Source organism: Ignavibacteriales bacterium (assembly GCA_016214905.1).
Classification (GTDB): domain Bacteria; phylum Bacteroidota; class Ignavibacteria; order UBA10030; family SZUA-254; genus PNNN01.
In genome coordinates, this window is record JACRMQ010000007.1 from 434767 (window position 1) to 447905 (window position 13139).

Sequence of the window (13139 nt, forward strand, 5' to 3'; positions counted from 1 at the left end):
TAATTCATTCAAGAGAAAAAAATATGAAAAATGCCCGATTAATATTAATTGTATTGTGTGTCGTTTCGTTTTCAACAGCACAGGAGAAAAAATCGCTTACATTCGATCAGATTTTTAAAAATAGTGAACCTAAATTGATTCAATTGTTACCAACTATCTCAAGTTGGGCTGACGACGATCATTATCTTGAAACGAAGAAAAAAGATGGTATAGAAAAAGTTTATTCGGTTGATGCCCTGACAGGAAAGGAGACTTTGTACAGAGATATCAATCAATACAAGACAATGGTTGATTCTGAAATCGTTGTGGATCAACCCGCAACTAACAATAAAGATTATGATAAATTGATATATGCTAAAGAAAACGATCTTTATTACTTGAATGTGAAAAATAAATTGTTTAAGAGACTAACAAACGATTCCGTCGAAGAAAAAAATCCAACAATCTCTCCCGATGGAAACTTTGTGGCTTTCACGCGCGATCACAATCTGTTTACAATTGATCTTAAAACCGGAACTGAAACGCAATATACATTCGATGGTAACGATGTTGTCTATAACGGTTGGGCTGCATGGATATATTATGAAGAAATTTTCGGTCGCCCGTCTAAGTACAAAGCATTTTGGTGGTCTCCCGATAGCAGACATATTGTATTTTACCGTTTCGATGAAAAGGATGTGCCCGTTTTTCCGCTATACAATGCGGAGGGACAGCACGGTTCGCTTGAAAATACTCGTTACCCAAAGGCGGGAGATAAAAATCCGGAAGTAAAATTCGGGATTATTACAGTTGAAGATAAAAAAATTGTTTGGGGTGATTTCAATGAAAAAGATGATCAATATTTCGGCGAACCTTTCTGGACTCCTAATGGAGATCGCATGATTACGCAATGGATGAACCGGCAGCAGGATACTTTAATCTTGTATTCAATCGATCTTGTGACCGGCAAGAGAAAAACCATTTATACCGAACATCAACCGACATGGGTTGATTGGGTTGAAAAGATTACCTTCCTGAAAAACGGTAAAGAGTTTTTTATTCAAAGTGATAAAAGCGGCTGGATGCATATATATCATTTTTCCATCGATGGCAAATTAATAAATCAAGTAACCGACGGTAAATGGGCGGTGGCAAATATTTTATATGTCGACGAAGAGAAAAAAATAATTTATTTCACAGCACGTAAGGAAGTAACAACAAACACAGATTTTTATAAAATTAATTTTAACGGGAAAAAATTAACACGATTAACATCGGGTGACTATTCGCATTCCGTAAATATCTCTCCAAAAGGAAAATATTTCATATCAACATATTCAAATATTTCCACGCCATCTTGCATGGCAATTTTTGACAACAAAGGAAATGAAGTTAGAAAAATTGCAAACAGCCAGACCAAAGAATTCAACAACTACCTTATATCAAAATCCGAGTTATTCCATGTTCCATCATCGGATAGTTACAATTTACCCGTAAAATGGACACTTCCGATAAATTTTGATGAAACGAAAAAATATCCGGTGTTGATCAGTGTTTACGGTGGTCCCGGTTCTTATGATGTATCGAATAGATGGGATGGTATACGTTCACAGTGGCTTGCGATGGAGGGTATAATTCAGATGTCAATCGATCATAGGGGTTCCCTTCATTTCGGCAAAGAGGGTAGTGCAAAAATGCACCGTCAGTTAGGGACGTGGGAGATGCACGATTATATCGAAGTTGCCAAATGGCTGTGCACTCAGCCGTTTATTGATACTTCTAAAATTTGCATCACGGGAGGAAGTTATGGCGGTTATGTTGCGGCATTGGCGCTGACATATGGCGCGGATTATTTTACACACGGAATTGCATCTTATTCTGTTATCGATTATAAACTTTATGATTCTCATTATACCGAACGGTTTATGGATTCACCCTCGGAAAATCCGGACGGATATAAAAATACATCTGTGCTCACATGGACAGATAGATACAAAGGATTACTGAGGATTGTTCACGGAACGATGGATGATAACGTTCATATGCAAAATATTTTGCAATTAGTCAGCAAGCTCGAAGATTCTAAAAAGCATTTCGAGTTGATGATATATCCTGGTGGAAGACACGGATGGGGTGGACCCAAAGCAACACATTTACGAAATGAAAACTATCGTTTCTATTATAAGTATCTTTTAGAAAAAAATTTTCCCGATAATTTGTTCAATTAAAAGGTGGCAGAAATGCAGAAAATAAAATATTATCTCAGTCTGATTATCATCGGCTTCGGTTTAATGAGTCCGGCAGATCTCATTGCAGTCTCAAAAGCAGATAGTGTAAAATCATATCAGTTAGAAAACGATAAAATTAAATTGTCGGTCACATTTCGTAACAATAAAATTACAGGTGATCAACTTGAAGTAAAAAGCAGTTGGGCAAAATCTTACGGTGGGACGACTCCAATTATTATCAGAACCGATGGAGATTTTGGGCTTGATGTTATGTATACCGACTGGTCTGCCCCGGGCAAGATCAACAATGCCGATAATCCTGTTTTGTTATCGAAAAATAATTTTGAATTGGTTAATTCCGCGTCCGATGAAAAACCTGATGGGATTAGAGAACTTGTTTTCGATTTTAAGTCTAACGAAACAACAATTGACTTACGGATTACATATCAATTATCAAATGATGATTTCTATATAAAAAGAAATCTTGCGGTAATGGATACTGCATTCGGGCATCATTTCTTAAGATGGTTCTGGCCAAACACCGGTGATCTCAATGGGGTCACAACAATAATTAAAGATGGCGGATTTGGTCAGCCGGTTGCATTCTTGACTAAAAGCGGCGGCGGTTTCTTCGGTGTGGAATACCCTGCGGCTGAAAATTCAATCATCAAATCCGGTAACGGTTACAAAATAAAATGTGGACAAGAATTTGGTGAGATAATAGGAAATGATTGGTTGAAAAGCGATTGGGTTGTCCAGGGGATTACACCGAATTCATACGTGAAAAATTGGTTCTCTCAATATTTGGACAATATCCGTGTCGCGCCTCTTCGACCATATTCTCTATACAATACCTGGTACGATCTCCGTTCACCCGAATATCCCCGCTGGTCTCCGGAGAAAGTGATGAGCGAAAAAACCTCTTTACAAATGGTCGATGTTCTCAGAAAAAGTATGATTGAGAAATATAATATAAAGCTCGATGCGTTTGTGTTGGATGATGGCTGGGATGTTTATGAAAGTGATTGGGCGCTGCGGAAAGAACAGTGGCCCAATGGTTTGAAGCCTCTTGCCAATGAACTTAAAAAGACAAATACGTCGCTCGGTGTTTGGTTCGGTCCTACGGGTGGTTATTCTTTTAGGATGAAACGCGTCAACTGGATGAAAGAGCATGGCTACGAGGTTGTTGGCAAAACTCGAAATAACTCAATGCTCTGCCTTGCGGGAAAAAACTACAGTGACCTCTTTAGAAAGCGAGTTACGGACTTTGTAGCAAACGACGGAGTCGGATATTATAAATGGGATGGAATTCAATTTTCGTGCAGTGAACCCGGGCACGGACATCCGGTTGATATTTATTCCCGCCGCGCAGTGATGGAAAGTGTTGTTGAAAAATGTAATTCGGTGCGTGAGAAAAATCCTGATGTTTTCCTAAACATCACTTCGGGTACGTGGCTAAGTCCGTGGTGGGTAAAATACGCCAATACAATCTGGATGCAGGGAATGGATTACGGGTTTTCCGATGTCCCTTCAATAAGCCAGCGCGATGGCGCAATAACATACCGTGATTTTGTTTTATATGACGATTTCAAACAGCAGAATTTCTGGTTCCCGATTGCAAACCTGATGACACATGGAATTATAAAGGGGAAACATGAATCTGTCGGGATTGAAACAGAACCTCTCGATAAATTTACCGATGATGTTTTGCTTTACTTTGCCCGCGGCGTTGCGATGTATGAGCTTTACATCTCACCAGATATTCTCACCGAAGGAGAGTGGACTTCGATTTCAAAATCTATGGCATGGGCAAGAGACCGTTTTCCGATTTTGATGAACTCAGAAATGGTGGGCGGAAATCCTCTGAAGGGTGAAGCATACGCTCATGTGCATTTTAAAGATTCTCATGCGATAATTGCTGCCCGCAATCCGGTAATTGAATCATCGGTATTAAAAATTAAATTAGACCCCACTTTCGGTCTCGATCCGAAATCATCCTCTTTGGTTTTAGAAAGAATCTATCCAACAAGATGGATTTCTCCGAAACTTTACAGGTCGGGAGAAACAATTTCATTGCCGCTGGATGGATTCGAAACCGCAGTGTACGAAATGTATCCGCTTGAAGAAGCCACCACTCCTCTCGTATCCGGAGTTGTATTCGATGCGACAAACGAAAAAGGAAATGAATACAAAATCAATTATCATAGTTCTTCTTCCGATGCAAAATTATTAAATCCATCTATCGTAAAAAATGCAACCGCAAAATCATTCTCAATCAAAAAAGAGAATTCCGCGAAAATGGTGACTGAAAGTTCTGTTCAATCGGATCTAAACGAAAAATCTAAAATCAACATTCGATTAAACATTTCTAATTTCACAAAAGATGGAATGATTGCAATCTTATTAACTCCCGACAAATCTTTAGCTCCGAAAGCGAAGCCGGATTTATCGGTGTTAATCGACGGTAAGTTGGATTCCGTAAAGACTGAACCGCAGGAAGGAAAGTCACAGTGGTTTATGATAGATGTTTCTGATGGCAGGCATGATGTAACAGTTCGGGTAACACCCGGTAAGGATGAAAAGGAATGGAAGGGTACTGCTTCCGTCTGGGCAATCGGAAAACAACAGCAGAAAATAAAAGAAATTACTTTTGAAATGAAGAATGAAATAAAATCTAAACCGATGCCGCCGCTGCCTTGGTCTCCAGGTGAAGTGAGAAGAAATTTGAAACTTGGCGAAATAAAAATAAGTTGCATCAAGTAAATAAATGTTTTAGCGTCACGGATAAATGGAGTAATTGATTGTTAGAAAGGTAGATCAATGAATTTCATAATTCCAATATTCCATCAGTCCAATTTTTGCTTTTTCTATTTTAAATTATAGGAGTAATATTTTATGAGAATACAATGGTTATTCCTCTGTGTAATATTGTTTGCGATTCTTCTGCCTGCACAAACCATTTATCTTGATGAACTGAATCTCTCTGCCATGGAATGTGGTTGGGGAACGCCGGAAGCTAACAAATCGGTGGGAGGGAACTCGCTCAAAGTAGGCGGACAAATTTTTAACCGCGGCGTGGGGACTCATGCTGTAAGCACTCTCCTGATGAACCTAGACGGTAAAGGGAAGCGTTTCACTTCATCTTTTGGATTAGATGATGAGGTGGCTGACGGCAAAGGAACGATAAAGTTTTTTATTATCGGTGACAGGAAAATTCTTTGGCAAAGTCCGGTTATGAAAAAAGGAGATAAAGCAGAATTTGCAGACGTCGATCTTACCAATATCAAATTGTTGGGTTTGCTTGTTACAGATGGCGGTGATGATATAGATTATGACCACGCCGATTGGTGTGATGCGAAGATTGAATTTACATCGAAACGCAAACCGGATGAGCTTGTAGTTAAAACTGTTATTGAACCGTATATACTTACTCCGAAACCTTCCGATTCACCCAAAATTAATGGAGCAAAAATTTTTGGTGTTAGACCGGGCAATCCTTTCCTCTACACAATTGCAGCTACAGGAAAACGACCGATGAAATTTTTCGCCAACAATCTTCCCGTTGGATTATTACTTGATAATACCACGGGAATCATTACAGGAAAAGTCGATAAAGAATGTGAATACAATGTAACCCTGATTGTACAGAACGATCTTGGTGATGCTAGGCGGGAGCTTCGCATAAAGGTGGGAAAACAAATCGCACTTACTCCACCAATGGGCTGGAATAGCTGGAATTGCTGGGCTTGTGCGGTTGATGACGCGAAGGTTCGTACTTCTGCCGATGCGATGGTTTCTTCCGGGTTGATTAATCATGGCTGGACGTACATCAATATTGATGATTGCTGGGAGATAAAACCGGATGCAAAAGAACCTGAACTTCAAGGCGAATTGCGCAATAAAGATGGCATGATCAATACAAACAAAAAATTTCCTGACATGAAATTGTTAGGCGATTATGTTCACAGTAAAGGATTAAAGCTAGGGATTTATTCCGGGCCTGGACCGTTGACCTGTGCCGGTTTTACGGCGAGTTATCAATTTGAAATTCAAGATGCTAAACAGTACGCCGAATGGGGTATCGATTATTTGAAATACGATTGGTGCTCTTACGGAAAAATTGCAAAAGATCAGAGTTTACCGGAGCTAAAAAAACCGTATCAAGTTATGCGTGATGCTTTAGACAAAGTGCCGCGAGATATTGTTTACAGTTTATGTCAGTATGGAATGGGAAACGTATGGGAATGGGGCGAGGAAGTTGGCGGTAATTGCTGGCGAACTACCGGTGATATTACGGATACTTGGTCGAGTATGTCGGGCATCGGTTTCAATCAGGCGGGACATGAAAAATTTGCCGGACCCGGACACTGGAACGATCCCGATATGCTTGTGGTCGGACTTGTCGGCTGGGGACCCAATCTTCATCCAACAAAATTGACTCCGGATGAACAATATACGCATATCAGTTTGTGGTCTTTACTCTGTTCGCCGCTTCTTATCGGTGCCGATATGAGCCGGCTTGATGATTTTACATTGAATCTTCTAACGAATGATGAGGTAATAGAAATCAATCAGGATCCTCTCGGTATTCAGGCAAGAAGAATATTTAATGAAGACGGAAAACAAATCTGGATAAAAGAAATGGAAGACGACTCGAAAGCTGTCGGTTTATTTTTCGCAGACGCAGGCAAGCGGGAACCTGTAGATTATTTTCAGTGGGATATTCAACCCAAGAAAACAAAAATAGTTTTGAAAGGATCGGATATCGGAATCAACGGTAAGTTCAGCGTGAGGGATGTTTGGCGGCAGAAGGATATTGGAGTTTTTGAAAACCAATTTGAAGCTGATATTCCATATCACGGCGTTATCTTGATTAAATGCAAAAGTAAAAATTAAAAAGGAAAAAATATGAAAAAATTATTGTTAATTATTCCAATCATTTTAATCTTTTCAATACCATCGGTTTCACAGGAAGCCAAATGGTACAAAGGAAACACTCATACGCACACTACGAATTCCGATGGCGATGAATTGCCGCGACGTGTAGTGAGATGGTATCTTGATCATGAATATAATTTTCTTGTGATAACCGATCATGACCGGTTTACAGATATAAAGTATCTTGATGCAGATGAGAACGATGATTTTATTCTTATTTCGGGAGAAGAAGTATCCGATCGTGCCGAGGGTAAGCCGGTTCATGTAAATGGAATTGGAATAAAAAATATCGTGGATGCCCGGCATGGCAATACGAAACTTGAAACCATTCAGAATAATGTTGATGCAGTTATAGCAGCAGGAGGGATTCCTCAAATCAACCATCCGAACTGGAGGTATTCATTTAATGATTCTGTTCTTACAAAAATCAAAAATGCCAAACTTATTGAAGTCTACAATGTTAGCGAAGAAAACAATAATTATCCTGCAGGTGGATTCTCTGGTACTGAAGAGATCTGGGATAAAGTATTATCACAGGGTGTGGTTTTGTACGGTGTGGTATCCGATGACGCTCACGATTACGTTGGAGAATTCATGCCGGAAAAATCGCCACCAGGGACAGGATGGATTATGGTGCGAGCGAAAGAGTTGACCACTGACGCTATACTCAGTGCGCTGAATAATGGAGATTTTTACGGAACCAATGGTGTATATTTGAAGGAATTGAATATTACCGATAAAGAATATGCTATTGAAGTTGATCCATCTCGGGATGCGAAATATACAATTCAATTTATTGGTAATGAGGGAAAAATCCTCAAAGAAGAATATGGCTATAGAGCTTCATACCGTTTCAAGGGAGATGAAAAATATGTTCGTGCGAAAGTGACTTGCTCTTCCGGAGATTTTGCAATTACGCAACCGGTCTTTGTTAAGTAACCGATACCGATCAATGATTTATAGAAAATGATATGATACTACGATTAATAATATTTATACTTTTTCATGGTCTGGCGCCTTTATTTCTGTTCGCGCAAAATATAGGTGCACCGGTTCCGATCAATCCTATTCCATCCGAACGTCAACTCGCATGGCAAAACTTAGAGTATTACGGATTTCTTCATTTTACAGTTAATACTTTTACAGATAAAGAGTGGGGTTACGGCGATGAGCCCGAATCAGTTTTTAATCCTATCGATTTTGATGCAAATGAAATTGTCCGCATCGCGAAAGATGCCGGAATGGCCGGACTGATAATCACAGCTAAACATCACGATGGCTTTTGCTTGTGGCAATCGAAATATACAGAGCATTCGGTTAAGAACAGTCCGTGGAAAAACGGTAAAGGAGATATTGTTAAAGAGTTATCGGATGCATGCCGCGAATATAATTTAAAATTCGGTGTTTATCTTTCACCGTGGGACCGTAATCATAAAGATTACGGAAAACCCGAATACCTCGATTACTACAGAAATCAACTACATGAGTTGTTGACAAACTATGGTGAAATTTCTGAAGTGTGGTTCGACGGAGCATATGGCGGCGATGGTTACTACGGCGGAGCCCGCGAAAAAAGAATTATCGACCGTAAAACATATTATGACTGGGAAAATACATGGAAGATTGTCCGCGAGCTTCAACCCAACGCGGTAATTTTTAGCGATGTCGGACCTGATATCAGATGGGTTGGTAATGAGAATGGTTATTCAGGTGAAACATGCTGGTCGATGTATACTCCGAATGGGGAAAATTATGACACGCCTGCACCCGGTTATACAAAATATAAAGAGGGCATTGAAGGACACCGCGATGGAAAAAATTGGTTACCTGCTGAATGTGATGTTTCAATTAGACCTGGCTGGTTTTACCATACGAATGAAGATTCACTTGTGAAGTCACCGGAAGATTTATTCAGATTGTATCTGAAATCGGTTGGTCGCAATGGTTCGCTGCTTCTGAATATCCCGCCAAACCGCCGAGGCAGAATTAGTGACAACGATGTAAAGTCATTGATGGGATTCAAACATCTCCGTGAATCAGTTTTCGCCAACAATTTGACAAAACTTGGACAGGCGACCGCATCAAACGTTCGTGGCAACAAGAAACAATTTGCGGCAAGTAATATTGTAGATGGAGACAAAGGTTCATACTGGGCAACGGATGATTCAGTAAAAAGCGCATCACTTATAGTTGATCTAGGAAAACTAACAGAGATAAAGTATATATTGTTGCAGGAATATATTGCACTCGGTCAACGTGTTGAATCATTTACGATTGAAGGATGTGATGGAAAGATGTGGAAGAAGCTCGATTCGGGAACTACTATAGGACATAAACGGATTATTAAATTTCCACCAACAACCGTCAATAGAATTAAGTTAGATATTCAGAAAGCTAAAGCATGTCCCGTTATATCAAATCTTGAGATATTTTGAAAAGTGTATTGTTGCATTAGTAAAGTTAAGTAATTTGAATATTAAGATTACTGAAATCTCACGGATTCACACGCTTCAAGCCTGATCAAAAAACAAAATTTTTGGGATGAATTAGATCTCTTCGAACAGTAATTTCAAAAGGAACAGTTAAGTCTAAATAATTTCAGAAAAACTTGACAAACGGGAATTAATACTGTATATTATATACAGTATATACGATAATTACAATATAACATAAAAACATGCAAAATATAGTAAAATATCAAAGGTTTTCATGAAGATTATAGTCTCAAATGCATCACAAGATCCGATTTATGAGCAGATTTGTAAACAGATAAAGGCACAAATCATATCCGGAGCTCTTGAAGAAGGAAGTGCTCTTCCGTCTATAAGAAAATTGGCACAAGAGTTACAAATAAGTGTCATCACTACAAAGCGAGCTTATGAGGAACTTGAAAAAGAAGGATTCATCGACAGCGTTGGGGGTAAAGGATGTTTTGTCGCGATGCAGAATAAGGAACTGCTTCGCGAGAAAAAAATTAAAAATGTAGAAGAGTTATTAAGTGATGCAGTTAAAGAAGCGAAGAAGTTTGGGGTATCATTTAAAGAAGTAAAAGAAATGTTGGAACTATTATATCATAACGAGGAATAACATTATGGAAAATGCTCTTGAGATAAATAATTTAAGAAAAGATTACGGAGACTTTCGTTTAAAAGATGTTACGTTCTCTCTGCCTGAAGGTTATATCATGGGATTAATCGGTCCGAACGGTGCGGGTAAAACAACAATCATAAAATTGATAATGAATCTTTTGATAAAGCAGGGTGGCAGCATTCGGGTATTTGGTAAAGATCATATCGAACATGAAGTAGATATTAAATCCCGGATAGGATTCGTATACGACAATCCGAATTATTATGAACACCTTAATCTTAAACAAGTAAAAAATATCATTCGTCCCTTCTATAAGAATTGGGATGATAAAGTTTTCATGAATCTTGTTGATAAATTCGAATTACCGTTGAAAAAGAATATCAGGAAATTCTCACGCGGTATGGTTATGAAAGCAGCGATCGCAATTGCACTCTCACATCATGCCGACTTTATCATTATGGATGAACCGACCTCAGGATTAGATCCGATATTCAGAAGGGAACTGCTAGATTTACTTTATGACCTACTTCAGAGCGAGAAGAAATCGATTCTGTTTTCCACACATCTTACATCCGACTTAGAGCGTATAGCTGATTATATTACGTTCATACTGAATGGAAAAATCATTTTCTCTTCAAGCAAAAATGAAATAATGGAGACTTATGCGGTGATTAAAGGAGGGAACGATCTTCTAAACGAGGAAACAAAAAAATATTTTAAAGGGATTCGAAAAAATGAATTCGGTTTTGAAGCATTAACAAATAATGTTGAAGAGATAAAAGCGACTTTCGGTTCAGTTATTGTAATTGAAAAAGCAACGCTGGAAGATATTATGTACTATAGTAACTTGAAAAATGGAAATTCTTAATCTTATAAGAAAAGATTTTATTGCCGGAGCGATATTCCTTTTAGGTGTAGCCATCGTTATCCCTTTTATTGCATCTATTGCAATAGCTGCAATGATAGACGATTTTGGTGGAATCATTATTGGCATATTCACCTTTATCGTTACCGCTTTATGTATCAGTGCTTCCTTTATTTTTATAGCGATTGACACTTCATTTGGAACAGAGATGACGTATGCAAGTTTACCCGTTAAACGATCTTCAATAATCGTTGCCCGATACATGTCATCAATTATTATTACCTTGTCAGGTTTCGGTTTGGTGATTTTAGCATGTCTATCATCGGTATATATTTTCAATCTATCCGATCCTGCTTTTCGTCTGCTTCTAAGTCCACGTGGTATAACGAGTATGATTTCATTTTTACTTTTTATTTTAACAATCATGCTCCCCTTCGTATTTAAATTTGGTCCGGGCAAAGGAGTAATAGCCGCACTGATATTGCAAATAAGTCTTGTGATAATCAGCCCGGTTTATAATTTTTTGATGAACGTATTGAACGATATCTGGGATTTTGATATTACCTACATTTACAATTTACTTCATAACTTCCTAAACTGGATAATGACTTTGCCCGCTATTTATGCTTATCTCTTTGTATTCGGCATCGTGTTGACTTTATATATCATTTCAATATCCTTATCAATTCGATTTTACAACAAGAGAGATTTATAAAAAACATGATGATATTGCAATTAATATTAAAAGATATAAGAGCATATGGTAGCTTAATATTTCTTTGGATTCTTTTACCAATGGCGATTTTAAACTCTCTTTTCAGTTTAAGATTCTATCCTGTCGGCGGATTTATAATAGCAGGGTGTATGGTAATTGCAGTGGCTTGCTCCATTTTATCATTCTCAGAAAAGAAAAAGAATATTGAAATATTGACTCGTAGCCTACCAGTAACAATTAGTGAAATTGTGATAGCTCGATTTTTAACTTCGGTCACCATATCGATCATTGGAATGATTTTCTATTACATAGGTACTTACATAGTCAACCAAATATATATTAATCCCAAGACTAATTTTGAAAATATCAACAGTCCAAAAGTTTTGTTCATTGCGACGTTTTACTTGTTACTTCATAATGCATTATTCATTCCTGTAATGTTGAAATTCCGATTTCTCGGTTCGATATTGGCATTTGTTATAGCAATGTTCGCGACGATATTGATTACCGTCTCAATATTTAAACCTTACAGGTTGGATTTTAATCCATATTTTGGAACAAATGATTCAATTTTAATTTCAACTCTAACTTTATTTGCCATCTTGATACTGGTTATAGCATTTACGATATCTCTGTTTGTCTATAAACGAAAAGAATTTTAGAGGGAAACGATGATTATCAAATTAATCCTGAAAGATTTAACAGCTTACAAAAAGAACATCATCCTGAATTTCTTAGCATTCATGATTCTTGGCAATATTTTTATCTTCCGTTATTATCCTTGGCATGTCTATATGATGTATGGATATTTGGCATTTGTTTTTATTAGCACTTTTTTCTCGTTTATTGAAATAAATAAGAATGCTGAAGCTCTGACATGCAGTCTTCCTGTCAGCAGATCCGGAATTGTAATTGCAAGGTATCTCACATCGGCTGTTTTGATGTTCGGTGGACTTGCACTGTGGTATCTAAACGGATTTGTTGCAGGAGCTGTATACACAGATGCGGCAACAGATTTTAATCGAGCTGCACATTTAAAAGTCCTCTTCATAGCTGTATTTTTCATAGTGCTACAAACCAGTATATTCCTGCCTGCTTTATTCAAATTCAGATTAATCGGAACAGTGCTAACATTTGTCGTAGCTCTTGTTGCGGCTGTAATAACTGTAGTTTTGATTTTCAGGCCCTACAGTCGCTCCTTCAATTCATATTTTGTAGAAGGAGAATTGGTTGTTATCTCCATTTTAACATCAATAATGGTAGCAGCGCCGGCGCTTTCATTAGTAGTTTCATTAAGTCTTTTTAAAAGAAAAGATATTTGAGG

At 38.0% G+C, this 13139-nt stretch carries 10 protein-coding genes; all 10 read left to right on the forward strand.

What is annotated here, in order from left to right:
• The first annotated feature begins 23 nt into the window (after positions 1-23).
• The 10 genes from HZB59_09070 to HZB59_09115 all read left to right on the forward strand — a co-directional run bounded on the left by HZB59_09070 (position 24) and on the right by HZB59_09115 (position 13137).
• On the forward strand, positions 24-2207 hold the full coding sequence (locus tag HZB59_09070) for a S9 family peptidase (protein ID MBI5021574.1): 2184 nt from the start codon (positions 24-26) through the stop codon (positions 2205-2207).
• Positions 2208-2219: 12 nt separating this feature from the next.
• The gene (locus tag HZB59_09075; protein ID MBI5021575.1) at positions 2220-4970 is read left to right on the forward strand and encodes an alpha-galactosidase; all 2751 of its coding nucleotides are present in this window, start codon (positions 2220-2222) and stop codon (positions 4968-4970) included.
• 132 nt (positions 4971-5102) lie between these two features.
• Positions 5103-7103: an NPCBM/NEW2 domain-containing protein gene (locus HZB59_09080; GenBank protein MBI5021576.1), complete on the forward strand. Its 2001-nt coding sequence runs from the start codon at positions 5103-5105 to the stop codon at positions 7101-7103.
• 12 nt (positions 7104-7115) lie between these two features.
• Positions 7116-8084, forward strand: a complete 969-nt coding sequence (locus HZB59_09085) for a PHP domain-containing protein (GenBank protein MBI5021577.1) — start codon at positions 7116-7118, stop codon at positions 8082-8084.
• A 32-nt stretch (positions 8085-8116) separates the two neighbouring features.
• Positions 8117-9580, forward strand: coding sequence for an alpha-L-fucosidase (locus HZB59_09090; protein MBI5021578.1), 1464 nt, complete (start codon positions 8117-8119; stop codon positions 9578-9580).
• Between the two features lie 274 nt (positions 9581-9854).
• Entirely contained in the window at positions 9855-10232 is a 378-nt protein-coding gene (locus HZB59_09095) for a GntR family transcriptional regulator (protein ID MBI5021579.1), read from the forward strand.
• A 4-nt stretch (positions 10233-10236) separates the two neighbouring features.
• The gene (locus HZB59_09100) at positions 10237-11103 is read left to right on the forward strand and encodes an ABC transporter ATP-binding protein (GenBank protein ID MBI5021580.1); all 867 of its coding nucleotides are present in this window, start codon (positions 10237-10239) and stop codon (positions 11101-11103) included.
• Positions 11090-11815 carry an ABC-2 transporter permease gene (locus HZB59_09105; protein ID MBI5021581.1) on the forward strand — a complete coding sequence of 242 codons (726 nt, stop codon included), beginning with the start codon at positions 11090-11092 and terminating at the stop codon, positions 11813-11815. The genes HZB59_09100 and HZB59_09105 overlap by 14 nt, the downstream gene beginning before the upstream one ends.
• A gap of 5 nt (positions 11816-11820) precedes the next feature.
• The gene (locus HZB59_09110; protein MBI5021582.1) at positions 11821-12477 is read left to right on the forward strand and encodes an ABC-2 transporter permease; all 657 of its coding nucleotides are present in this window, start codon (positions 11821-11823) and stop codon (positions 12475-12477) included.
• A 9-nt stretch (positions 12478-12486) separates the two neighbouring features.
• Complete coding sequence (locus HZB59_09115; GenBank protein ID MBI5021583.1) at positions 12487-13137, forward strand: ABC-2 transporter permease; 651 nt, start codon at positions 12487-12489, stop codon at positions 13135-13137.
• The last annotated feature ends 2 nt before the right edge of the window (positions 13138-13139 follow it).